Consider the following 24,366-nt stretch of genomic DNA (forward strand, 5'->3'; position numbering starts at 1 on the left):
GTAACTTATCGCAGCTTATCGCGTCCTTCGTCGCCTCTGAAAGCCTAGGCATCCTCCATACGCCCTTATTTAGCTTATTGTACTTTTTGCTTCCGATGTTAATCGGAAACGAGCTCTTTATAATTCTTAATTATTTTTTTATAAAAATATGTCGTTAGATATTAATCTAACTCTCTATCTTGATTCTTTACGATATCATTTTACCAATATGTCAATGAACGTTGCGAACCGCAACTGATAAGTATCAGTGCTATTCGTGTAATGCTCTTAGATAATACCAATTATCTATAGGCAATACATAGTGGAGAATATCGGAGTCGAACCGATGACCTCTTGCGTGCAAGGCAAGCGCTCTAGCCAGCTGAGCTAATCCCCCATATACTAGTAGTAGTACATAGTAGTTAGTAGTTATTCAACTACTACTCAACTTCTAGTTTTTCCTGAAAACTATGAAACATCTCTTTAAAAAAAGTAGTCCTGGGCAGACTCGAACTGCCGACCTCTACATTATCAGTGTAGCGCTCTAACCAGCTGAGCTACAAGACTATTTTAAGATCTGTGCTTAGTCTTCTTTTTTTTAAAATTAACAGCAGAGTAAAATTACACTTCTTTAGTAACTTAACACCATCTTCTCTAGAAAGGAGGTGTTCCAGCCGCACCTTCCGGTACGGCTACCTTGTTACGACTTAGCCCTAGTTACTAGTTTTACCCTAGGCAGCTCCTTGCGGTAACCGACTTCAGGCACCCCCAGCTTCCATGGCTTGACGGGCGGTGTGTACAAGGCCCGGGAACGTATTCACCGGATCATGGCTGATATCCGATTACTAGCGATTCCAGCTTCACGGAGTCGAGTTGCAGACTCCGATCCGAACTGTGATATGGTTTTATAGATTCGCTCCTATTCGCATAGTGGCTGCTCATTGTCCATACCATTGTAGCACGTGTGTGGCCCAGGACGTAAGGGCCGTGATGATTTGACGTCATCCCCACCTTCCTCACGGTTTGCACCGGCAGTCTCGCTAGAGTCCTCAGCATTACCTGCTAGCAACTAACGATAGGGGTTGCGCTCGTTATAGGACTTAACCTGACACCTCACGGCACGAGCTGACGACAACCATGCAGCACCTTGTGATCTGTCCGAAGAAAACTCTATCTCTAAAGCTGTCAGACCACATTTAAGCCCTGGTAAGGTTCCTCGCGTATCATCGAATTAAACCACATGCTCCACCGCTTGTGCGGGCCCCCGTCAATTCCTTTGAGTTTCAATCTTGCGATCGTACTCCCCAGGTGGGACACTTATCACTTTCGCTTAGTCACTGAGCCAAAACCCAACAACTAGTGTCCATCGTTTACGGCGTGGACTACCAGGGTATCTAATCCTGTTCGCTCCCCACGCTTTCGTCCATGAGCGTCAGTATATACGTAGTAGACTGCCTTCGCAATCGGTATTCTGTGTAATATCTATGCATTTCACCGCTACACTACACATTCTATCTACTTCCGTATAACTCAAGTCAACCAGTATCAAAGGCAGTTCTATAGTTAAGCTATAGGATTTCACCTCTGACTTAATTGACCGCCTGCGGACCCTTTAAACCCAATGATTCCGGATAACGCTTGCACCCTCCGTATTACCGCGGCTGCTGGCACGGAGTTAGCCGGTGCTTATTCTTACAGTACCGTCAGCACTCTACACGTAGAGCGGTTTCTTCCTGTATAAAAGCAGTTTACAACCCATAGGGCAGTCATCCTGCACGCGGCATGGCTGGTTCAGAGTTGCCTCCATTGACCAATATTCCTCACTGCTGCCTCCCGTAGGAGTCTGGTCCGTGTCTCAGTACCAGTGTGGGGGATAATCCTCTCAGACCCCCTACCTATCGTTGCCATGGTAAGCCGTTACCTTACCATCTAGCTAATAGGACGCATAGTCATCTTGTACCGATAAATCTTTAATTAAATCCCGATGCCGGAATTCAACATTATGGAGTATTAATCTTCATTTCTAAAGGCTATCCTCCTGTACAAGGCAAATTCTATACGCGTTACGCACCCGTGCGCCGGTCGTCAGCAAGTAGCAAGCTACTCCTGTTACCCCTCGACTTGCATGTGTTAAGCCTGCCGCTAGCGTTCATCCTGAGCCAGGATCAAACTCTTCATTGTATAATCTTTAATATTATGTAATGTCAAGTCTTCAAAAGAATTTCAAGTGAAACATCTTAATAAGATGCCTCTGTGGTAATTCTACTCTTTGTTTATTTAATCTCTTAAATTACGCTGTCAATTTCAATATTTTCAATGAACTTTGTTTACCGTTCTTTTTAGTCTTCTAAACTAAAATCCCAATAAACTTCTTGTTGAAATGTTAGAATCGAACTAACTGATTTTTTTTACCTCAAATCATTCCAAAATTTCTGTGATCGTGTTGCTCTCTTAAAGCGGATGCAAAGATATAAACTCTTTTAAAACTGACAAACTTTTTTTTGAAAAAAGTCTCCTCAAAACTCTAAAGAAATCTCCGCAATAAATCAATGAACTTGCCGTCAAAATCGGATGGCAAAGATACCATTTTTATTTCTTCCTAAACAAGCTTTTTTTAACTTATTTTTTCAACTCCCTAATATCTCTTAATCCAACCCTAACCTCAATGAACTTGCTAACTCTGTATCTGCGTTTCCGTGTTAGCGGCTGCAAACATACAACCATTTTTTAGCCCCACAACACTTTTTTAAAGTTATTTTAAAACTCCCGTAATATATCCTCAAAAAAACCTAGATATCAAGCGATTGTATGACTAAGTTTTTTTACCCTTTTTAGTTTTGGTTTTTCATACAAACAGTTACCCCCATTATTACACTCTATATACCTTTATATAACCCCATAAAAAAGCCCTGATAATTTTTCAATTAACAGGGCGCCTTCTATACTATTTTACTCTTTTATGGTTTACTTACCATAAAATAGAACGTTGTTCCTTCTCCTTTTTTACTCTCTAGCCATACTTTTCCTCCATTTCGTTCGATAATCTTTTTCACTAAAGCCAATCCTATCCCTATAGAATCAACATGTGCTTGTAATTCTAACTTCTGAAATAGTTGGAAAATCTTCTGATGATATTTCTCTGCGATACCTGGACCATTATCGGAAATTGAAAAAACATAGTCTTTAAACTTCTCATCAACGTCTATCTGGATATGTACTTTCTCCTTATCATTATGTTTTATCGCATTTTGTATCAAATTCTGAAAAACCTGTAATAACTGAGATTCGTTAAAATATACTTCTGGTAATTTATTAACCACCTCTATTGTACAATTCTCAGCCGTATTCACCATAATAACCCTCTTCACTAAGGAATCAACATTTACCTTTTTTATCTCCTTCTCTTTCTCCATTTGAAGTGAGTAATTCAAAATTCCATTGATAAGCATATCCATTTGAACTACCTGCTCCTTTATTATAAATAAATTCTCATACATCTCTGAATCTTCTTGAACGCTGTTTTCCTCTAGAAGCTCTTTTGAAGTAACCCATTCTGCCAAAGTGTAGATATTACGAAGTGGTCTTTTTAAATCATGCGAGACAACATAGGCAAATTCTTCTAGATCTTTATTACGCTCATACAACTCCTTCGCCCTATTTTCTAAATCTATTGTTCGCTGTTTTATCTTAGACTCCAATTGAGAGTTCATCTCTTCAAGTCCTTTCCTGTATTGCATTGCACCATTTAGAATAATGAATGAAAATATAAATATGGTGGTAATAGAAATTAAAATAGCGCCTTCTGTAATTAAATCTAAATCATTAACAACTACCCTATGAGCAGTATGCAGCAACTGAAATGTGCTAAACAGAATAATTAACCATCTATTATTTAGCATGAGTATTCCTCCGAAAGTTGCTATATAAGCTCCCAACAAATAATCTAACGAAAAATTGTTAAGTGACATCATATATATCAGATAGTGCTCAAAAGCAAACATGGATAAGAACACAAAAATACCATAGTTATCAAGAACAATTTTTTTCTTGGTTAATGGCAATAATCCTACTCCTAAAAACAATAATGTAAAAAATTCGCGCGCGAACGGCACATGGATTAAATCTGGGTTAAATCGATGAATTATTACCGAATACAAAAACACCCCAGGTCCTATTAATGTAAGTACTTTACTACTATTTTTTATTTCAAAGGCTTCTAACCGCCCTATTTCCTTAAAAAAACTCAAATTCATTATGAAAAATATCTCCCTAAAAATCAATTAACAATTAATTACGGATATAACATATTTCTTTCTATGACTTACGCAGTATCTATAGACAAGTTACCCATAATTAACGTTGTATGATTTTCTAATACAATTAGAGAATTCCATTAGACGCAAAAAAAACTCCGTTAATGAATCATTAACGGAGCTTACTAAATTTTATGCTTTATGTTTTACTCAAACTTAGCTAAAGAAGCATCAACACTTCTATCTATCTTACGCATTAATCCAAGTAATATTTTACCAGGGCCTACTTCGGTAAACTCAGTCCCGCCGTCGTTAATCATTGCTTGAACGCATTGAGTCCATTTTACTGGAGCTGTTAATTGAGATATTAAATTTTCTTTGATTTCTTTTGGATCCGTCACTGCCTTTGCAACTACATTTTGATAAACTGGACAAGTAGGCTCATTAAATTGTGTTTCTTCAATTGCTTTTGCCAACTCTTCTCTAGCCGGCTCCATCATTGGCGAATGAAAAGCTCCTCCAACTGGCAAAACCATTGCTCTTCTTGCTCCTTTTTCTTTCAAAATTTCACATGCCTTCTCTATAGCTTCTATTTGTCCTGAAATTACTAATTGACCTGGACAGTTGTAATTTGCAGCAACTACCACTCCTTCAACTTCTTCACAAACTTCCTCTACAACATTATCTTCAAGCCCAAGAACAGCCGCCATTGTTGATGGTTGAATTTCACAAGCCTTCTGCATTGCCAAAGCTCTTTTTGACACTAACCTTAATCCATCTTCAAAAGACAAAACTCCATTTGCTACCAGAGCAGATAATTCTCCTAACGAATGTCCTGCCACCATTTCAGGTTTAAAACTATCTCCAAGTACTTTTGCTAAAATAACAGAGTGCAAAAATATAGCTGGTTGAGTAACCTTGGTTTGTTTTAGTTCTTCCGCAGTTCCTTCAAACATAATATCAGTAATGCTAAACCCTAAAATATCGTTTGCTTTTTCGAACAACTCTTGAGCTATTGGAGATTTTTCATATAAATCTAATCCCATTCCAGTAAACTGTGCTCCCTGCCCCGGAAAAATATATGCTTTCATCTGTTTGTTTTTATTTTTTAGATATATTTAAAAATGTAATCTTTAAGACTAAAAACAAGTAATCCTTTATTCAATAAGAACCATTGTTTAGCATATTAGATTTCATTTTTATTTGCTATTGTTTGTTTTCTGCAAACATACAATTTTTAAAATTACTATCTTCGTTTTATGACCGCACAACAGAAATCACAGGCACTTTTAATTTATTTAATTTTAGCGTCATTATTTATCGCTTCCTTAGTAACATCAAACTTAATATTCCAAAAATTCTTTTATTGGTATCCTTTTGATATTACGGTTTTTGACACCAAACTTTTTGAAGTTTCCGTGGGATTACTTCCCTACCCTATTACTTTTTTGATTACGGATATTATATCGGAAGTATATGGTAAAGCCAAAGCAAATCAAATGGTTATTGCTGGGATTTTTGCTTCTTTCTTTTCTTTAGGAATTATTTATGTTTCAAAACATGCTCCTGCAACAGAATGGTCTCAAGTAAATGATGCTACTTTTACACATGTTTTTGGCGCGGCTCCTTTAGCCGTTTTAGCGTCAATGCTTGCTTACCTGTTTGCTCAGTTTGTAGATATTCGTGTTTATCATTTTTGGAAATCTTATACTAAAGGAAAACACCTATGGCTTCGTAATAACTTTTCTACTTTTTCTTCTCAATTTATAGACACATTAACGGTATTAGTTTTACTATGCCTATTTGATATTATTGAATGGAATAAATTTTGGGGACTTCTAATAAGTGGAGTTTTATTTAAAATTATTGTCGCCGCTTTCGATACTCCTTTATTATATATTACTGTTTATTTCTTCAGAAAGAAATTTAATTTAAAACCTGGTGAAGAAATCCCTAATTTTGATTCTTAAAAAAGGCAAATGACAACTAAATTTTTCTATCATATTTTTAAGAACAAACTTCATTTACCTCATGAAGTTTCTGTATACCTAAATTTGATATCGAACTTATTCATTATTTTGGCCATTGGCTATGTCCTATTCAGAATATTACGGTTTTTAGGTCGAAAATATCTGAGCAAAATTGCTTACAAAACGAAAACCTCTTTTGACGATTTACTCATTAAAAATCGAGTTTTTCTAAACGTAGCAAGAATTGTAATGCTATTAATGTTTAACTCTTCTTTACATGTTTTATTAGAAGACTTCCCTTTTATGTTTAAATACCTAGATAGGGCTGTTTCCGTAGTCATTACTTTCTTTATTATCTGGTTTGTTCGAAGTATCTTATTAACTATAAAAGATTTTTTAAGAGAGTTTCCTACCTTTAAAGATAAACCTTTAGAAAGCTACGTGCAGATATTTATGGTAATACTATGGATGATTAGTATTATTATTGCTTTTTCTTTACTTACCAACAAATCATTATATAAGTTTCTTACTGCTTTAGGAACTTTTTCAGCTATACTTTTACTTATATTTAAAGACACAATATTAGGATTTGTGGCAAGTATTCAAATAACCATTAATGATACTGTTCGCTTAAATGACTGGATTACTATGGAAAAGTATTCTGCTGATGGTAACGTTGTTGAAATTAATTTAGCTTCAGTTATTGTTAAAAACTTCGATAACACTATAACTAGCATCCCGACCTACTCATTGATTTCAGACTCTTTTAAGAATTGGCGAGCTATGAGCAATTCTGGAGGAAGAAGAATTAAACGATCTATTTTAATTAAAGCGAATTCTATTAAATTTATTGAAGACATAAACTCTTTTGAGAAAATTGAACTACTTCAAGAATATGTGAAAAATATTTCTCAGGAGATATCAGAATACAACAATATAAATGGAGTAGATAAATCGTTATTGATAAATGGAAGGAACCTAACCAACTTTGGTTTATTTAGAAAGTATCTCGATGAATATTTAAAACAACATCCTCAAATCAATCAAGAGCTTTTGTTTATGACACGTCAACTTGAGCCTACTCCCAAAGGGATTCCTCTCGAAGTTTATGCTTTCAGTACTAACAAAATTTGGGCGGATTATGAACGAATAATGGCTGATATTTTTGATCATATTTTTGCCAGTGTTTCTTATTTCGATTTAGAAATATTTGAATCTCCTACAGGGAAAGACTTCCACAACACTAAACTTTAAAAGAAAAAAAACCATTTAATGTTTAAATTTATCGTGACAAACATTCTTTTTTCTTTATTAAGAAACTAATGTAAGCCTAGTAATATTTTAAACTTATAGAAAACAAAAAAGAGTCTCAAAATTGAGACTCTTTTTGTTTTAATGTTTTACTATTGAATATCCTTTATTCATTTTTAACTCGCTCAAAACATTCAACGCTTCATTCATATAAATATCTTTCTTTAGATTTTTATGCCAAGCAAGACGTTTATCTTTTAATACGGTGTCCTTTTTAAACAATTGAGATTCATATTTCGGAGAGTTAAAACTCAAGTTCGATTTAAACTTAAACACTTCTCTATATTTTTTTCCTTCGTTTTCTCTTTTCAAGCTTTCTTCTTTGAAATTACTATAATTTAACGAAAGTACATTATCATCTTGATTTCTCTTTAACCACTTGGCGTATTCATTAATCTTTTGAAACTTCTGATCACTTAATACTCTCTGCTGAGAATTATAAACTACATCTCCGAAATTGCTATATGAGTTCTTCGCTTTATAGTTAGCTTGTTCAACCTTATCCCAAGGCAATGCACCTTCTAAATCACGCTCACCAAACTCCATATAACTATATCTTGAAGGTAAAGCAATGTCGGAATACACTCCCTCCTTTTGAGTTGACCCTCCGTTTATTCTATAAAATTTTTGAATCGTCATTTTTAGTGATCCTAAATCACTCGGATACTGTTCATAAAAACGATTGATTGGTAAAATATTTTGAACAGTTCCCTTTCCATACGTTTGCTTTCCTCCAATAATTACTCCTCGTTTATAATCTTGCATAGCCGCTGCAAAAATTTCCGATGCGGATGCTGAAAATTCATTCACCATTACTACTAAAGGCCCTGTCCATTGAATTTTATCATCAATATCGTTCTTTACCATTGGATCTTCGCCTCTATATTTTACCTGAACTATTGGTCCTTTGTCAATAAACAATCCTCCTATTTCTATAGCAGTTTTCAAAGACCCTCCTCCGTTATCTCTTAAATCAACAACTAAACCACTAACACCTTCAGACTTCAATCTTTCTATTTCTCTCTCCATGTCTTTAGCTGCGTCTCTTCTATTCAAATCACTAAAATCGATATAGAATTTTGGTAAATTAATGATTCCATATTTCTTTCCGTTTTTCTCTACAATACTAGATTTCACAAAAGTCTCTTCTAATTCAACTACATCGCGAATAATTGAAATTACATGTTGTGATCCATCAATTTTTTTAACCGTAAGTTTTACCTCAGTTCCTTTTTTACCTTTAATAAATTTAATAGCATCATCCAAACGCATCCCTACAATATCAAGAGGTTCTTCTTCTCCTTGTCCCACTTTTAGTATGATGTCTCCAGACTCTAGGTCGCCCTGTTTCCATGCTGGCCCTCCAGAAATTAATTCTATAACATGCGTATACATTCCTTTCTTTTGAAGTCTTGCACCAATTCCCTCTAGCTTACCAGACATATCTTGGTCAAATCTACTTTTCACTCTAGGTGACATATAAGTTGTATGTGGATCGAATCCACTTACAATACTATTTAAAAAAGAAGAGTACCAATCTGAATTTTCAAGCTCATCAATTCTTGCATAGAGCTCATTCATGTTTTCTAATACTTTTTCTCTTGCCTCTTTTTCTAACTCAACAAAACTTTTCTTTTTAAACGTCTTGTCTTTTTTTAGTTTTTCTTCCTGACTCCCTTCAGCTTGCTCTACACGACTTATTACTGAAAGTTTTAACTGCTTCCTCCAATAATCAAGTAGTTCTGAATCGTTTTTAGCAAAAGGCATTTTTTCATAATCAACATTAATCTCCTCTTTCTTACTGTAATTGAAAGATTCTTTTAACATTGACTGGTATATAGATTTAGCATCTCCTAGTTTTTCTAAAAATCGACCATAAACCAACTTATAAAAATCAATCTTAGTATTTCTTAATTGATCGTCAATTAAATATTTATATTTTGAAAATTCCAAGATATCTTCTTGCGTAAAGTAGCGCTTACTAGGATCTAAAGCGTCAATAAACTCGTTATAAACATGTTCCGAAAAATCATCATCTAAGCCTTTTTGAACATAGTGGTATCTGCTTAAAATGTTTTTTAGCACATAAACAATTATTCGATCCTTTTCAGGATCTTCCACTAAGTTTCGTTTTACATTTGCACTAATTGCATTTGTAAATAAAAGCACTGTAATAAAAATTGGTATGATAAATTTCGTCTTCATAAATCGTCTATTGTTTTTTTTGTAAGTGATACAATAATACTGTACATCATGGCTAAGCTACTAAAATAATGCCACTTTTACTAACTCTGTTATTTTTTATAAATTCCTTTAAACAACTTTTTAGTTTCTTTTCCGTTTTCGCCTATCCGAACCCATTCCTGAATAACCGAACCGTTCTCTTGATATACCCAAGTAATTTTATTTCTATAGTTTCCTTTTTCTCCTTTAATAAGATCACTTTTTAGTGTCATAACTCCATTCTTAAACTCTCCTTTTAACACCAAAGATTCTCCTTTATTATCTATCCAAATTTGATTCCAGGAATTATCTCTATTATTAAAGTAGTTATAACTTGTTCCTTTACTATCAGAATTTTTCGACTCCCAGTTTTCTTGAATAGCGCAAGCATTTGTGGTTTTTATCACTTTATTCGTGCCTAGTAAAGTTCCTTCTTCGTTATAAACTTTCCAATTTCCAACCCAAAAATCAAATTGAGTATACTCCTTTGTATCACAAAAACTTTCCTTATTATTTTGTGCAGAAACTTTTGAACAGATTGCTAAAAAAATGGAAACTAAGACATAAATTATTACTCGTACCATAAGTTTTATAGTTGATACCAACAATTTTACGCAATAATTGTGGATTCTTGCCCTTAAGAAATGTTAAAAATCAATGGTGTTATAATATCTATTTACCCAATAAAGTACGATGCATTCAGTTCTTTTAGAATATTCGATTTTATTTTTCTTGATATTTTAAATCGACTAGTTTAAACGAGCTCAATAAAAAAAATCGCGTACTTTTGTTGTAAAACTTGATTTTGTATGGAGGACAGACCATTAATTTTAGTTACCAACGACGACGGTATTACCGCTCCTGGTATAAGAATGTTGATTGAGATAATGAATAAAATAGGAGATGTTGTTGTTGTAGCTCCTGATAGCCCGCAGAGTGGCATGGGGCATGCTATTACAGTTAATAACGTTCTTCATTGTAATCCTATAACCATAGATGAGGGACCGCAAATTGAATACAGTTGTTCAGGAACACCTGCCGACTGTGTGAAAATGGCAAAAAATGAAATACTGAACAGAACTCCTGATTTATGTGTATCTGGAATTAACCACGGTTCAAACTCTTCGATTAATGTAATTTACTCTGGTACTATGAGTGCTGCAGTAGAAGCTGGAATTGAAGGAATTCCTGCTATTGGTTTTTCATTGCTAGACTTTGATTGGCATGCCAATTTCAGAGCTGCTAAAAAGTTTATCGAGCAAATTACTTTAAACGTTTTATTAAATGGCTTGCCAGAAGGTGTTGTTTTAAATGTAAACATTCCGAAGCTAAAGGAAAATGAAATTAAAGGAATTCGAGTTTGTCGACAAGCAAATGGTTACTGGAAAGAAAATTTTGACAAAAGGAAAAGCCCTTACGGAAAGGAATATTATTGGTTAACTGGTGAGTTTATTAACAAAGACAAAGGACAAGATACCGATATTTGGTCTTTAGAAAATGGTTATATTTCTGTGGTTCCTGTACAATTTGATATGACTGCTCATCATGCAATTCAAAAACTGAATACATGGGATTTATAAGAAAAGAAATTGGCATAGGAGTTTTAATTTCTCTTTTGGCTACAACCTGTGGTTTTTTTATTTATCTGCAATATATCTCAGAATCTGACTTAACTACCACCTTCGAGCAAATTAGACAAGCAGGTGTTTTAGGTACTGCTCTGGCTCTAGCTGCTATTCCTAATTTACTGGTGTTTTTTACCTTCTTAAAAAAGAAACAAGATTACCGGGCTAGGGGTGTTTTAATTGGAACCATTTTTATAGCATTACTTACGTTTATTTTAAAATTTATTTAGTGAATTTTTCAGTTTTGTAAAACCATATAACTACGTGAAATACTACATACTTGCAGGAGAAGCTTCAGGAGATTTACATGGCGCCAACCTTATGAAATCCTTGTTGAAACAGGATGAAAATGCTGAAATACGTTTTTGGGGAGGTGATCTTATGCAGAATGTAGGAGGTGAATTAGTCCTACATTACAAAGAACGAGCCTTTATGGGGTTTGCTGAAGTACTTATGAACATTAGGAAAATATTAGGTTTTATTTCTTTTTGCAAGAAAGATATTGCCAAGTTCAACCCTGACGTTATTATTTTCATTGATAATTCTGGTTTTAACCTAAGAGTTGCCAAGTGGGCAAAAGACAAAGGTTATAAAACCAACTATTATATTTCTCCACAAGTTTGGGCAAGCCGAGCTAGTAGAGTAAAAGCTATTAAAAGAGATATCGATAAAATGTTTGTTATACTTCCTTTTGAAAAAGATTTTTACAAAAAGTATAACTTCGACGCTGAGTTTGTTGGACATCCATTAATCGATGGTATTGATGGAAGAAAACAAATAGATGAAATAGAATTTAGAAATGAATTCTCATTAGGTGAAAAACCAATTATTGCATTACTTCCAGGAAGTCGAAAACAAGAAATTACTAAAATGCTCTCGGTTATGTTATCTATTGTTGAAGATTTTAGAGATTACCAATTTGTAGTTGCCGGCGCTCCGAGTCAAACATTTGATTTTTACGCTCCTTTTATCAAAGAAAAAAACATTTCGTTTGTTTCTAACAGAACCTATGATCTTCTTAGTATTTCTTATGCAGCTTTGGTAACTTCCGGAACGGCTACTTTAGAAACGGCCTTATTTAAAGTACCGCAGGTAGTTTGCTACAAAGGAAGTAACTTATCATATCAAATAGCGAAAAGAATTATTACGTTAAAATACATTTCTTTAGTAAACTTGATTATGGATAAAAAAGTTGTTACTGAATTAATCCAAAATGACTTTACCTCAGAAAATTTGAAGAAAGAGCTAGAGTTAATTTTAAACACCAAGTATAGAGAAACTTTATTTTCTGAATATTATGATTTAGAGCAACATTTAGGAGGAAAAGGTGCTTCGGACAAAACAGCCAAACTAATTGTTGAGGGTTTAAAAAAATAATCCGCTTGTCTTTCTCTAAATTTTAAGAGCTTCTTATGGTATATTTAAGTTCAGTCTTTTTATCTTAGTCATACAATTTCACCCTATTGTTACATTCATACAACGACTGTCATTTCAAGTAAAAATTATTTAAAATGAATTAGAGAATAATTTTGTATCGAGGAATAAACGAATAGTTTCCGATATAATTTTCTTAATACAATTAATAACTTCTATGATAAAAAAACTACTCAGCTTACTATTTTTTTTCTCTCTACTTTATTCTTGCGGTTCTTCTCAAAAAATAGTTCGACAAACACCTAAGAAGAAAACTATAAAAAAAACTGTTTCAAAAAAACCATCACTGGCCGATAAAGTAGTTTGGACCGCTGTTTCTTACAAAGGAATCCCTTATCGTTATGGTGGAATGAATAAAAACGGAATGGACTGTTCTGGATTGATTTATGTTTCATTTAAAAAGAGGAATATTAATCTACCTCGTACTTCGCGATTAATGTACGCAGAAGGTTTTTCAATACCACTGAATAAAATTAAAAGAGGCGATTTATTGTTTTTCAACACTTCTCGAAGAGGCAGAAACGTGAACCATGTTGGTTTGGTTACTTCAGCCAAACGAGGGAGTATTCAATTTATTCACTCAACAAGCTCGAAGGGAGTTTTAGTAAGTTACTTGAGAGAAAACTATTGGAAAAGAGCTTTTATAAAAGCAAAACGGGTTATTGATTAATGCTGAATGCTGAATTTCTTATTTCGTTTTAAACGGTAGTCTTAAGGTTATTTCCTATAATGTTTACACATTATTAATCTTCATTTATTAACTTTAAGACTTATAACCAACAGGTTCCTCTAATGAAACAACAACTCTTCTTATTTATAGGCTTACTTAGTTTTATTACTTATTGCTACATTAAAACCAATTCAACTCCACAAAACGATAAAACAATTAAGACTTCCAAGCTTTCTAAATCTGATAAAGTAATTAGTATTGCAAATTCATACCTCAATACTCCATACAGAGGAGGAGGCACAACAAAATCGGGTATGGATTGCTCTGGTTTAGTTCAAACATCTTTTAAAGAAATAGACATTAAACTTCCGAGATCGTCTTCTGACATGAGTGATTTTGGAAAAGAAGTTTCTTGGAAAGACATAAAACCTGGAGATCTCCTTTTTTTTAATATTGATCGATTACAAGGAAGCATTAATCATGTTGGTTTAGTTACAGAAATAAAAAAACCTGATATTTATTTTATTCATTCAACTACTAAAAAAGGAGTTATTATAAACTCACTTCAAGAAAATTACTGGGCATCTTCATTCGCTAAAGCTAAAAGAGTTATTGAATGACAACGAATCTACAAAAAAAGCTACTTCTTCAAATAGCATTTTTATTGAGACCATATTAGGTAGGTTTGTTAAAATAATCCAATTATTTTACAATCGATTAACCATAATACATCATATACAGTTATGTCATTATTAAGAGGATTAGTTTTGTAGTCAATTAATTTGCATTCAAAATCAGCTTCAATATAAAAAGTCTGAATTTCGATTCCATTCATCTCAACTTTTACATTTTCATATTCTTTAAACATAAATGATGAACCCGACATAAAGCTATTAAACTCGGAAATACTTTACTCGTATATGTTTTATTATTTTTCTTATCTTCAATTTCAATTAAGAATCCTTTGTATTTTGGATGCCTTTCTAGTCTATTATAAAAAGGAAGAGGGTCTGTTCATTCCTAAATTCTCTTCTGATAATGTAGCCTCTTTTATCTCTTGCAATAGCATTGGTTGTTCTGTAAAAATGGTTAAAAAAGATAATTTCACACGGTAATCTTCATTGATATAAACTTCGTGAAATTCAGCCAACATGCCTTCTTCTCCAACATTGAATTCATCAGAACGATTTCCAAACCCTCCATATTTAGGAAGTTTAAATTTTATATCCATATGCTCACCATTAAGCTTAAATGATAAATTCATCTCTTTTTCTTTGGCCTGTGGCTGTTCAACCATATCCTCAGAAGAATCACTACAAGCAATGACGAAAATCGATAAAAAAAGCAAAAGTGCAATTCTGGTAGTAGTTTTGGTTTCATTCTTGAAGCCAAACTCCGTGCCAGAAAATAAGACTTAAACAAAAAAAGAGCCACCATACTCAGTAACTCTTTTATTATCCGTATATTATTTATCGATATTTTAATTCAACATCTTCCATATTTTATCTTTAAGCTCCATCAATCCAGTTTGTGCTACAGATGAAATAAATACAGAATCAACACCTTTTGGTAATTCCTGCTTAATTTCCTCTTGTAGCTCCTCATCAAGCATATCACATTTTGAAATAGCCAGCAAGTGTTGCTTATCTAGTAATTCTGGATTATGTTTACGTAATTCATTGAGTAAAATTCCATACTCTTTATTAATATAACTATTTAATATTTGCTTTTCCACTCGTTGTTTAACGACCTTAATACTATGTTGTTTTTATCGACCAACACAAATTCCTATCGACTCTTTTTTCGAAAAACAACCTGGTTATTGAAAAACAATAACGTCAATTAGACAACTATGACAATCAATAAAAATTTTGGGTATTTTTTTTTGGTTTTTAGATTTTTTTTAATAGTTTCGTTCATTATGTAAAATTGCTACATATAAATCATTATACATTTTTTATTGCAAAATTAAATCAGAAGATTTAAAAAGGGTAGGTAATATGCTGAATACTGAACAAATAAAAAATTTTATTTGTTCATATTTATCTTTTTTATTTCAATAATATCTCTACCCCTTATTTTAAAGAGACGAATTTCGCCTATGTATAATCGATAACTATTATTGTTTTTTTTACTATAAAAAAATACAAATTTTAAGCAAAGTTTATGAAAATAACCAAAGAATGAGAACACCAAATGAAATCACCACATACACTAGTAAATAAAGAGTTCATAATTGAATATTATTGAAAATGAAACTCAAAAGCGAACGACTATAATGTGGTTGGGGTTAAACACGTTAATAAAAAAGTATCTTACACAGATAAAGGAAGCTATAGAAAATGGAGATTTATCTAAACGAAAATATTTATTTACGATAAGAGAGTATTTAATGCATAAAGATAAACCCAAAATATACAGTTCACAGGTAAATGAGAAAAAATATAAAATCCTAAAGCTGTAAAATGAAAAAGAAAAAATATAATTAAAAAATAAAAAAAATTGGAATTCCTTCAAAAAATACAAGTTATAGAAAGAGTAGACAGATTGATTAAACTAAAATCAACAGGTACAGCAGATGATTTATCTCGACGTTTATGCGTTTCCAGACGAAGTGTATACAATATTCTCGAATTAATGAAAAGTATGGGAGCACCTATCGAATATTGCCAAATTACGAAAACCTATTATTACTCTTATCAATGTGATTTCGTACTAGGATTTGTTGAGAACCAAGAATTATAAGGAAAAATTCTCATATTTATTTCTAAGTGCAAAATATTTGCATTACTCCATTTTATATTGCCCTCATTATGATAAACTGCAGATTCCATAATAGGGGATGCTCTACACCTTTTAAAAGTAGAGTTAATTTAAAAACTATTTAAAATGTTAAAATTAGAAGATTTTAAAATTAAGGAAATTGAGACTTTAGAGACAATCAAAGGCGGTAATAATTACCCTGTACGTCATGAATGTCTTTACAACACCCATGAGTATGTGAATTTTTTAGGATGGCTCATTGAAACTGGTTCACATGGTGATATCTCTGAGGATTAAGAACCCTTTCATTAAGTAATTAGCAAGAACCTAATTTACAATTAATTACCTCTATTATTAAATTAATATTTGAACGTAGAGGTAATTTTATTTTAAAATAAAAATCAATGGATAAACATTTAATTGTAACTCAAGATAGAGATGGATCTTCAAATGAGGTTTGTAACTGGTTTTATAGATATAATGTACCTTTTAAAAGATTAAATCTTGACTCATATAAAATAATAGATCGAAATAATGATCTGTATTTAGATTATTTTAATTTCGATGACATTGACATAAGTATTCCTGGCAAAACAAAAGTTAACGATGAAAACTTTACAGAAAAATATATTTCGATTTGGTATAGAAGACCAAGTGCTAGTGTTGAAAACATGGTAATAGACCAGACTGAGCCCGGTCTCTCTAGGTTCCTTTTAAATAAAATAAGATCAAATCAAAAATCGGAATTAAAAGAACTTTATAAGTACATTTTCAATTCCTCATTACAAGGTTCGGTAGTATTAGGAAATAGATTAAAAACTAGAGTAAATAAATTAGAAATTCTATCTCTAGCAAATAAATTAAGTATTTGCATTCCTAAAACCAGAGTAATTTCTAAAAAGAGTCAAATATTAGAATTTCAAAAAGAGGTTAATAATTCACTAATAACCAAATCAATTTATGAGCCAATAGCTGCAATGGACGATGACCTAAAACAAAGACACATATCTTACACAAATGAATTAACTGAGTCCATACTAGACAAAATACCTGATTATTTCTCTCCGAGTTTGGTACAAGAAAGGGTAGAAAAAGATTTTGAAATCAGAACTTTTGTCATGGGAGAAAACTTTTACAGCATGGCTATATTCTCTCAGAACAACGAAAAAACCGCTGTAGATTTCAGAAGGTATGATCGAAAAAAACCAAATAGAAATATTCCTTTTACATTACCTGAAGAACTGACTATCAAAATAAAAGAACTGTTAAAAATAATCGGATTTAATACGGGGTCAATTGATATTATCAAAAGTAAAAATGGAAAATACTATTTTTTAGAAATCAACTCAGTCGGACAATTTGGAATGGTTAGCAAACCTTGTAATTATAATATCGAATATCACATATATAAATATTTAACCAGAAATGAAGAAAAAACTTCTTAATTCGGACATTTCACTTGAAAAGTTATCCCTTAACAATATTTTAATTGATTCATCTGAATATTCAGATGATCACAACACTAAAAAAGTTTTTTTAGGTAGAAACTCATTGATAAATACTAATCAATATCATGTTAGAGAATACTACAAATTAAATACAACAATAATTTTGAATTATGGATAAAAGCAAATTTCTAAGAGTTTTTACAGATTGTTATTTAGTTGAAGGAGATAATGGTTATGTAATATATGATTTAACAAGGCGGAAACTTATTTCTATATCTAAAATAACATACAATGTATTAAAAGAAATAGATGGAAAAAGTATCGATTTCATTATCTCAAAATTCGGAGATGATATAATTAAGATAATTGATTACTTTCTTACTGAGGAGATATGCTTTTTAACTGACAATCCCGCAAATTTCCCTAAAATTAGCGAAGATGTGTATTTTGAGAACGAATGCTATTCAGCTATCTTAGAAATAGGTTCCTCCACTCAATATGATTATGTTAAAATAATTAACGAGCTCAATCAACTAGGATGTCAAATGTTGATGCTTTCCATTAAATCAGATAGTGACTTAACATCAGAAGAAATTTTAAACATTTTTAATGCTACAACGGATTCTTTTTTTAAATGTATTGATGTTGTTGTTCCGAGTTGTTTTGAGAACATATTTTCTATGGATTTTTTCAACCAAAATGTTAGAGTTACTTCTGTAACTTATTTGGGTTCTGAGCAACTAAAAACTGAAGAAAATAAAAATTTCGTACAGATAAATAGAATAAAAGATGAAGAGTTAAATTGGACTGAAAAATTTGTTCGTTCAAATTTAACTTTTACTTTGAAGAGCTTTATGGAATCAAAGAAATATAACATTGCTCTTAATCGTAAAATTTGTATTGATGAATTCGGTTTTATCAGAAATTACATAAATCATGAACAACATTTTGGAAATTTATCGGATACCGATGTTTCCATTAGTAAAGTTCTTAGAAGTCCCGAATTTCAGAAGAAATGGGGAATTAGCAATGATTTAGTTGAAAACTGTAAATCATGTAAATTCCGCTATTGCTGTTTTTCTAATTCAGATCTTCACTATTCCAATGATAAATGGTATAAAGTAAATTCTTGCCACAAATTAGACCCTACAAAAGAAAATGAAAATTGATTTTCACTAATCTATAATTAAAGTAATAAGCATAAAGAAAAGAAATCTAAACACATGATAAATAACGATTTGACAAAAAAGAATGATTAAATCATTTCCTCATTACAAACAACCCGATCAGAAAGATTGTGGTTCGACCTGTCTTAAAATAATTGCTAAGCATTATGGAAAAACAATTTCTATACAATACCTTCGTAAATTAAGTGAAACTACAAGAGAAGGAAGTAGTTTATTGGGATTAAGCAATGCTTCAGAAAAAATAGATATAAGAAGTTTGGGTGTAAAAATTAACACTCAAGATTTATTACAAGCTCCTTTACCTTGCATTCTGCATTGGAACAGTAACCATTATGTGGTTCTTTATAAAATTAGAAAGAATACTTTTTATATTTCTGACCCTTCATACGGCTTAATCGAATACAAGAAAGAAGAACTCTTAAAACATTGGATCGGTAATAACGCTACAGACAATACAGAAGAGGGTATAGCACTATTATTAGAACCAACTCCAAAATTCTACAATTCAGATTTTGAAAAAGACAATCAAGGATTTGGCTTTAAATTTTTGTCTAAATACCTATTTAAATACAAGCGGTTCTTATGGCAATTAGTTATTGGGTTAATTACGGCGAGTTTACTACAACTTATCTTTCCATTTTTAACCGAAAGCATTGTCGATATTGGTGTTAAAAACCAAGATTTACATTTTGTATATTTAGTTCTAATTGCCCAATTAGCACTATTCATTGGTAGAACAGCCATTGAGATTATACGAAGTTGGATATTGCTGCACCTCAGTACTAGGATTAATATATCTTTGGTTTCAGATTTTTTTGTAAAATTAATGAATTTGCCTATTGCGTTTTTTGATACTCGCATGACCGGGGACATCCTACAACGGATTAATGATCATAAACGTATAGAACAGATGCTAACTACGTCATCATTAAATGTGTTATTTTCGATGATGAACCTACTCGTATTCAGCTTTGTACTAGCGTATTACAACTTATTATTATTTGGAATATTCTTAACAGGTAGCTTTTTCTACTTTTTGTGGGTTGTTATTTTTCTTAAAAAACGACGAGATTTAGATCATAAGCTTTTTTCTGAAGTGAGTCAAGAACAAAGCAAAGTCATTGAACTTATTAATGGAATGCAAGAAATAAAATTGCACAATGCAGAAAAAAGAAAGCGTTGGTCTTGGGAGTTTGTACAAGCACGTTTGTTTAAGGTCTCAATTGAAACTTTGGCTTTAGAGCAATACCAAAGTGTAGGTTCAGAGTTTATTAATGAGCTAAAAAATATTTTAATTACTGTACTATCTGCAAAATTGGTTATCGATGGAGATATAACTTTAGGGATGATGTTATCCATCAGCTATATCGTTGGGCAGTTAAACTCACCTATAGCGCAACTCATTAATTTTATTAGAGAAGTCCAAGATGCAAAAATCTCGTTAGACCGTTTATCAGAAATTCACAATAAAGAAGACGAAGAACAGCAAGATGTTGAGAAAATCGTAGATATTCCCTTGAATGTAGATTTAGAATTATCTAAAGTGTCATTTCGATATATTGGATCAAGTCAGATGGTATTACAGGATTTAGATTTAACCATTTCTTCGAAAAAAGTAACTGCAATCGTTGGAGTCAGTGGAAGTGGTAAAACTACCTTAATGAAATTGCTTTTAAAATTTTACGCCCCTAATAATGGACAAATAAAAATTGGTAATCATGATTTACAAAATATATCACAAAAAACATGGAGGCACCAATCTGGGGTAGTAATGCAAGAAGGCTACATTTTTAATGACACCATAGCTAATAATATTGCTGTTGGTGAAGATTATGTGGACAAAAAGAAACTCGCACATGCGGTTGATGTTGCCAACATAAAAGAATTTATAGAATCTTTACCTCTTTCATATAATACAAAAATAGGCATTGAGGGAGTTGGAATTAGTACAGGGCAAAAACAACGTCTAATGATTGCTAGAGCAGTATATAAAAGCCCTAATTTTTTGTTTTTTGACGAAGCTACCAGTGCTTTAGATGCTAATAATGAAAAAGTAATTATGGAAAAACTCAATACTTTCTTTGAAAATAAAACTGTTGTTGTTATTGCTCATAGATTAAGCACCGTAAAAAATGCTCATCAAATAGTAGTTTTGGATAAAGGAAAAATTGTAGAAATAGGCAATCATCAAGAACTCGTTAACCAAAAAGGGAATTATTATAATTTAGTTAAAAATCAATTAGAATTAGGAAAATAGATGCCAAATAATAGTTTAGATAATATCGATCTTCGTAGTGAAGAAGTGCAAGAAATACTGACTAAAGTACCAAATTGGATGATTCGTTGGGGAAACTCTTTACTTTTAGTCTTAATTCTAATGTTATTGCTTTTATCTTATTTAATAGAGTACCCAGATATTATATCTTCAGAAGCAACGATAACGACAAAAATCCCTCCTCAAAAAGTATTTGCTAATATTACTGGAAAAATAGATACTATTTTGGTAAAAGACAATCAAAAAATTACAGAAGGTACTCCTATTGGTATTGTTGAAAATACAGCTAATTACGAAGATGTTTTTTATCTAAAATCTATTATAGACACGATTAACTTAAAAAAAGATAGCTTTTCTTACCCTCTTGAAAACATGCCTCTTTTATTTCTTGGGGATATTGAAAACACCTATGCCAGTTTTGAGAATAATTATATAAAATACATTTTAAATAAGCAACTTCAGCCCTATTCAAATGAAGCAATTGCTAATAGTATTACAACATCTGAATTAAGAAGAAGATTAGAAAATCTTAAATCTCAAAAAAAAATTAACAAAACAGAATTAGGTTTCAAAAAGAAAGACTTAGATAGAAGTGAATCCTTATTTAAAAAAGGGGTAATCTCTGCTAAAGATTACGAAACTAAACAATTAGAATATTTGCAGGCAGAACGCAATTACCAAAACATGAATTCTTCCGTTTCTCAATTACGCGAAGCGATTGCCAATAGCAATAAAACCTCTAAAGGAACTGAAATTACCCGTATTCGTGAAGAAATGACTTTATTAAAAAATACTATTCAGTCTTTCAACTTATTAAAGAAAGCTATTAAAGATTGGGAATTACGATATGCTTTTATATCTAAAACAAATGGAACTGTTTCTTTTTTAAATTATTGGAATGAGAATCAGACCGTAACACAAGGTGACTTGGTTTTTACTATTATCCCTTCTAAATACTCAGCCTTTATAGCTAAACTAAAAACGCCTTCGCAAAACTCTGGAAAAATAACTGTTGGACAACAAGTAAATATAAAACTGCAAAACTACCCTGATCATGAGTTTGGCATTTTAAAGGGAATCGTAAATAATGTTTCTATGATTTCCGATAAAGAAGGACATTATACTATTGATGTAATGCTACCTAAAGACTTAGTTACTTCTTATAATAAAACTATAGAATTTAAGCAAGAAATGCGTGGGACGGCAGAAATTATTACTCAAGATTTACGCTTAATAGAACGTTTCTTTAATCAATTTAGAAAAGTATTGAATAGGTAATATTTAAACCTCTCTTGTTTCTAGGAAAGGTTACAAAAAAGGAAAGGCTACATAATGGTTTGTTACTTTTCAAGATGTGTCTATTACAAACGTGGTATAGTTTTAATAATTACGAATTTGAACACCTTATAAATTACTGTATTTCATTTCGTTATCCTTAAGAATTAACAATAAAAAAGCACCATTCCAGAGTACTTTAAACTATTATAAAATGGCTATGACCAAGACAGAAGCTTATGAAACACAATTTAGAAACATTAACAGATGGCTTGGAGTTCACCAAATACAATAAAGATTGGTGCAATTATGGTAGATGCTAATATTGTGGGTACTTCTTTAAAATCAAAAGGAAAAACAACTTAAAAAATCGAAGTAGTAAATAATATCCAGGTATCTTGATTAAAAAAGCTGGTAAATCCAGATATGTTAATAAAAAATAAATGATGATTTTTTTTAGAGTTGTTATTAGAATCGCCAGTACAAATAAAACACTTCACTTAAAAGAAGATTTAGAAGCAGACAACGTTTATCAATCATAGAAAATCAAAACTACCTTCTAGGAGAGAAATCAGAATTATTCGCAGAAAGTAAATTTTGTCATAAGTACATATTAATCATTGAGATATTTAGTAATTTCAACTTACATACTAAAAACATTTTTTCGGATGAGGTAAATTTCCGTCTGCTTTGTTCATCACTTAACACAAACAACCTTTGTTTTTTAGATTAATTTATTTCCAAATAATTCCTGAATTTGCTACGAAAGTACGTGTTTTAGGTCATCAACAAAAAAAAACGAGCTTTACTCGTTTTTTAACCCTTTGAGCCCAATAAATATGATAATCATAAAATTTCAGACTACCTACTAATATCGACTTTTTGTATGAAACTTATTTAAGCTCTTAAATACTTAGTTAAGCATCTTCCATATTTTATCTTTAAGCTCCATCAATCCAGTTTGTGCTACAGATGAAATAAATACAGAATCAACACCTTTTGGTAACTCCTGTTTAATTTCCTCTTGTAGCTCCTCATCAAGCATATCACATTTTGAAATAGCCAGCAAGTGTTGCTTATCTAGTAATTCCGGATTATGTTTACGTAATTCATTGAGTAAAATTCCATATTCTTTATTAATATCATCGCTATCAGCGGCTACTAAAAAAAGCAATACCGAGTTACGTTCTATATGTCGTAAAAAATAATGCCCAAGTCCTTTTCCTTCCGAAGCTCCTTCAATAATTCCAGGAATATCGGCCATTACGAAACTTTGATGATTTCTATACTCTACAATTCCCAAATTTGGTTTTAATGTAGTAAAGGCATAATCAGCTATTTTAGGTTTCGCTGCGGTTATTACGGACAATAGAGTAGACTTACCAGCATTTGGAAATCCTACCAATCCAACATCAGCTAATACTTTAAGCTCCATTCTATACCAACCATCTTGTCCATCTATTCCTGGTTGCGCATATCGCGGTGTTTGATTGGTTGGTGATTTAAAATGCCAGTTTCCCTTACCTCCTTTTCCTCCTTCTAATAAAATTACATCTTCACCATCTTCGGTAACTTCGAACAAAATGTCATCAGTCTCTGTATCTCTAAAAATGGTTCCTAATGGTACAGGTATAATAACATCATTACCATCATTACCTGTACTTCTACTACTTCCTCCATCACCACCGTGCTCAGCTCTAAAATGTCGTTTAAACTTTAAATGAAAAAGTGTCCACATATTTTTATCTCCACGAACAATTACGTGTCCACCTCTTCCACCATCACCTCCATCGGGTCCGCCTTTAGCCACAAATTTTTCTCTGTGTAAGTGCATAGAACCTCTACCTCCTTTACCAGAAGATGCATAAATTTTTATGTAATCGACAAAATTTCCTTCAGTCATTGTTTGTTTATTTTAACAAAAAAGGCACTTAAATAAGTACCTCTTTACAA

The 24,366-nt window shown here is 32.1% G+C and carries 21 protein-coding genes, 2 tRNA genes, 1 rRNA gene and 1 pseudogene; 14 read left to right on the plus strand and 11 right to left on the minus strand.

Going from position 1 to position 24,366, the window contains the following annotated elements; all coding sequences use genetic code 11:
• Positions 1-302 precede the first annotated feature (302 nt).
• The 5 genes from BLW23_RS10010 to fabD all read right to left on the minus strand — a co-directional run bounded on the left by BLW23_RS10010 (position 303) and on the right by fabD (position 5,323).
• Positions 303-376, minus strand: a tRNA-Ala gene (locus BLW23_RS10010).
• Positions 377-472: 96 nt separating this feature from the next.
• Positions 473-546 (minus strand) — tRNA-Ile (locus BLW23_RS10015).
• Between the two features lie 91 nt (positions 547-637).
• A 16S ribosomal RNA gene (locus tag BLW23_RS10020) occupies positions 638-2,160 on the minus strand.
• 776 nt (positions 2,161-2,936) lie between these two features.
• Complete coding sequence (locus BLW23_RS10025) at positions 2,937-4,232, minus strand: sensor histidine kinase (protein ID WP_093669415.1); 1,296 nt, start codon at positions 4,230-4,232, stop codon at positions 2,937-2,939.
• 206 nt (positions 4,233-4,438) lie between these two features.
• The gene (fabD, locus tag BLW23_RS10030) at positions 4,439-5,323 is read right to left on the minus strand and encodes an ACP S-malonyltransferase (RefSeq protein ID WP_093669417.1); all 885 of its coding nucleotides are present in this window, start codon (positions 5,321-5,323) and stop codon (positions 4,439-4,441) included.
• Positions 5,324-5,491: 168 nt separating this feature from the next.
• Between fabD and BLW23_RS10035 the strand changes: the two genes are divergently transcribed.
• Both BLW23_RS10035 and BLW23_RS10040 read left to right on the plus strand, forming a co-directional pair.
• Positions 5,492-6,202 (plus strand): queuosine precursor transporter, encoded by a 711-nt coding sequence (locus BLW23_RS10035; RefSeq protein ID WP_093669419.1) that lies wholly within the window; start codon positions 5,492-5,494, stop codon positions 6,200-6,202.
• Positions 6,203-6,211: 9 nt separating this feature from the next.
• Positions 6,212-7,456, plus strand: coding sequence for a mechanosensitive ion channel family protein (locus tag BLW23_RS10040; RefSeq protein ID WP_093669421.1), 1,245 nt, complete (start codon positions 6,212-6,214; stop codon positions 7,454-7,456).
• A 138-nt stretch (positions 7,457-7,594) separates the two neighbouring features.
• Here BLW23_RS10040 and BLW23_RS10045 read toward each other — a convergent pair whose 3' ends face one another.
• Together BLW23_RS10045 and BLW23_RS10050 are read right to left on the minus strand one after the other, a co-directional pair.
• Positions 7,595-9,718 (minus strand): carboxy terminal-processing peptidase, encoded by a 2,124-nt coding sequence (locus BLW23_RS10045; protein ID WP_093669423.1) that lies wholly within the window; start codon positions 9,716-9,718, stop codon positions 7,595-7,597.
• An 89-nt stretch (positions 9,719-9,807) separates the two neighbouring features.
• Complete coding sequence (locus BLW23_RS10050; protein ID WP_093669425.1) at positions 9,808-10,320, minus strand: hypothetical protein; 513 nt, start codon at positions 10,318-10,320, stop codon at positions 9,808-9,810.
• Positions 10,321-10,545: 225 nt separating this feature from the next.
• Between BLW23_RS10050 and surE the strand changes: the two genes are divergently transcribed.
• The 5 genes from surE (at position 10,546) to BLW23_RS10075 (ending at position 14,085) form a co-directional block, all read left to right on the plus strand.
• Positions 10,546-11,316: a 5'/3'-nucleotidase SurE gene (surE, locus tag BLW23_RS10055; protein ID WP_093669427.1), complete on the plus strand. Its 771-nt coding sequence runs from the start codon at positions 10,546-10,548 to the stop codon at positions 11,314-11,316.
• Positions 11,304-11,591: a hypothetical protein gene (locus tag BLW23_RS10060; RefSeq protein WP_093669429.1), complete on the plus strand. Its 288-nt coding sequence runs from the start codon at positions 11,304-11,306 to the stop codon at positions 11,589-11,591. The genes surE and BLW23_RS10060 overlap by 13 nt, the downstream gene beginning before the upstream one ends.
• A gap of 34 nt (positions 11,592-11,625) precedes the next feature.
• Entirely contained in the window at positions 11,626-12,738 is a 1,113-nt protein-coding gene (gene lpxB, locus BLW23_RS10065; RefSeq protein ID WP_093669431.1) for a lipid-A-disaccharide synthase, read from the plus strand.
• Positions 12,739-12,952: 214 nt separating this feature from the next.
• Positions 12,953-13,465: a C40 family peptidase gene (locus BLW23_RS10070; RefSeq protein ID WP_093669433.1), complete on the plus strand. Its 513-nt coding sequence runs from the start codon at positions 12,953-12,955 to the stop codon at positions 13,463-13,465.
• A gap of 122 nt (positions 13,466-13,587) precedes the next feature.
• A complete protein-coding gene (locus BLW23_RS10075) occupies positions 13,588-14,085 on the plus strand; it encodes a C40 family peptidase (protein ID WP_093669435.1) in 498 nt (165 codons plus the stop codon).
• A 68-nt stretch (positions 14,086-14,153) separates the two neighbouring features.
• Here BLW23_RS10075 and BLW23_RS10080 read toward each other — a convergent pair whose 3' ends face one another.
• From BLW23_RS10080 to BLW23_RS10090, 3 genes and pseudogenes are all read right to left on the minus strand, one after another.
• A complete protein-coding gene (locus tag BLW23_RS10080) occupies positions 14,154-14,351 on the minus strand; it encodes a hypothetical protein (RefSeq protein WP_143032142.1) in 198 nt (65 codons plus the stop codon).
• 105 nt (positions 14,352-14,456) lie between these two features.
• Positions 14,457-14,813, minus strand: a complete 357-nt coding sequence (locus BLW23_RS10085; RefSeq protein ID WP_143032143.1) for a hypothetical protein — start codon at positions 14,811-14,813, stop codon at positions 14,457-14,459.
• A gap of 132 nt (positions 14,814-14,945) precedes the next feature.
• Positions 14,946-15,173, minus strand: a pseudogene (locus tag BLW23_RS10090) (GTPase ObgE); the annotation flags it as partial.
• 794 nt (positions 15,174-15,967) lie between these two features.
• On the opposite strand from BLW23_RS10090, the gene BLW23_RS10100 reads away from it, so the two are divergent.
• The 7 genes from BLW23_RS10100 to BLW23_RS10125 all read left to right on the plus strand — a co-directional run bounded on the left by BLW23_RS10100 (position 15,968) and on the right by BLW23_RS10125 (position 22,416).
• Complete coding sequence (locus BLW23_RS10100) at positions 15,968-16,210, plus strand: HTH domain-containing protein (protein WP_093669443.1); 243 nt, start codon at positions 15,968-15,970, stop codon at positions 16,208-16,210.
• Positions 16,211-16,354: 144 nt separating this feature from the next.
• Positions 16,355-16,525: a hypothetical protein gene (locus BLW23_RS23180; protein ID WP_176829789.1), complete on the plus strand. Its 171-nt coding sequence runs from the start codon at positions 16,355-16,357 to the stop codon at positions 16,523-16,525.
• Between the two features lie 107 nt (positions 16,526-16,632).
• Positions 16,633-17,673 carry a grasp-with-spasm system ATP-grasp peptide maturase gene (gene gwsG, locus BLW23_RS10105; protein ID WP_093669445.1) on the plus strand — a complete coding sequence of 347 codons (1,041 nt, stop codon included), beginning with the start codon at positions 16,633-16,635 and terminating at the stop codon, positions 17,671-17,673.
• A complete protein-coding gene (locus BLW23_RS10110; protein WP_093669447.1) occupies positions 17,654-17,854 on the plus strand; it encodes a hypothetical protein in 201 nt (66 codons plus the stop codon). The genes gwsG and BLW23_RS10110 overlap by 20 nt, the downstream gene beginning before the upstream one ends.
• Positions 17,847-18,845, plus strand: coding sequence for a hypothetical protein (locus BLW23_RS10115; RefSeq protein WP_093669449.1), 999 nt, complete (start codon positions 17,847-17,849; stop codon positions 18,843-18,845). Before BLW23_RS10110 ends, BLW23_RS10115 begins: the two co-directional genes overlap by 8 nt.
• A gap of 85 nt (positions 18,846-18,930) precedes the next feature.
• Positions 18,931-21,120, plus strand: a complete 2,190-nt coding sequence (locus tag BLW23_RS10120; protein WP_093669803.1) for a peptidase domain-containing ABC transporter — start codon at positions 18,931-18,933, stop codon at positions 21,118-21,120.
• Positions 21,121-22,416: an HlyD family secretion protein gene (locus BLW23_RS10125; RefSeq protein WP_093669451.1), complete on the plus strand. Its 1,296-nt coding sequence runs from the start codon at positions 21,121-21,123 to the stop codon at positions 22,414-22,416.
• A 910-nt stretch (positions 22,417-23,326) separates the two neighbouring features.
• On the opposite strand, the gene obgE is transcribed toward BLW23_RS10125, so the two are convergent.
• Positions 23,327-24,316: a GTPase ObgE gene (gene obgE / locus BLW23_RS10130; protein WP_093669453.1), complete on the minus strand. Its 990-nt coding sequence runs from the start codon at positions 24,314-24,316 to the stop codon at positions 23,327-23,329.
• Between the last annotated feature and the right edge of the window lie 50 nt (positions 24,317-24,366).

The organism is Tenacibaculum sp. MAR_2009_124 (assembly GCF_900105455.1).
In the GTDB taxonomy this organism is placed as follows: domain Bacteria; phylum Bacteroidota; class Bacteroidia; order Flavobacteriales; family Flavobacteriaceae; genus Polaribacter.

Coding starts and splice junctions, on each gene's coding strand:
- BLW23_RS10050 (WP_093669425.1), bottom strand. CDS start 10,320: ATGGTACGAGTAATAATTTATGTCTTAGTTTCCATTTTTTTAGCAATC.
- BLW23_RS10045 (WP_093669423.1), bottom strand. CDS start 9,718: ATGAAGACGAAATTTATCATACCAATTTTTATTACAGTGCTTTTATTT.
- obgE (WP_093669453.1), bottom strand. CDS start 24,316: ATGACTGAAGGAAATTTTGTCGATTACATAAAAATTTATGCATCTTCT.
- BLW23_RS10125 (WP_093669451.1), top strand. CDS start 21,121: ATGCCAAATAATAGTTTAGATAATATCGATCTTCGTAGTGAAGAAGTG.
- BLW23_RS23180 (WP_176829789.1), top strand. CDS start 16,355: ATGTTAAAATTAGAAGATTTTAAAATTAAGGAAATTGAGACTTTAGAG.
- BLW23_RS10075 (WP_093669435.1), top strand. CDS start 13,588: ATGAAACAACAACTCTTCTTATTTATAGGCTTACTTAGTTTTATTACT.
- BLW23_RS10070 (WP_093669433.1), top strand. CDS start 12,953: ATGATAAAAAAACTACTCAGCTTACTATTTTTTTTCTCTCTACTTTAT.
- BLW23_RS10115 (WP_093669449.1), top strand. CDS start 17,847: ATGGATAAAAGCAAATTTCTAAGAGTTTTTACAGATTGTTATTTAGTT.
- BLW23_RS10025 (WP_093669415.1), bottom strand. CDS start 4,232: ATGAATTTGAGTTTTTTTAAGGAAATAGGGCGGTTAGAAGCCTTTGAA.
- BLW23_RS10110 (WP_093669447.1), top strand. CDS start 17,654: ATGAAGAAAAAACTTCTTAATTCGGACATTTCACTTGAAAAGTTATCC.
- BLW23_RS10080 (WP_143032142.1), bottom strand. CDS start 14,351: ATGTCGGGTTCATCATTTATGTTTAAAGAATATGAAAATGTAAAAGTT.
- BLW23_RS10035 (WP_093669419.1), top strand. CDS start 5,492: ATGACCGCACAACAGAAATCACAGGCACTTTTAATTTATTTAATTTTA.
- gwsG (WP_093669445.1), top strand. CDS start 16,633: ATGGATAAACATTTAATTGTAACTCAAGATAGAGATGGATCTTCAAAT.
- fabD (WP_093669417.1), bottom strand. CDS start 5,323: ATGAAAGCATATATTTTTCCGGGGCAGGGAGCACAGTTTACTGGAATG.
- surE (WP_093669427.1), top strand. CDS start 10,546: ATGGAGGACAGACCATTAATTTTAGTTACCAACGACGACGGTATTACC.
- BLW23_RS10040 (WP_093669421.1), top strand. CDS start 6,212: ATGACAACTAAATTTTTCTATCATATTTTTAAGAACAAACTTCATTTA.
- BLW23_RS10060 (WP_093669429.1), top strand. CDS start 11,304: ATGGGATTTATAAGAAAAGAAATTGGCATAGGAGTTTTAATTTCTCTT.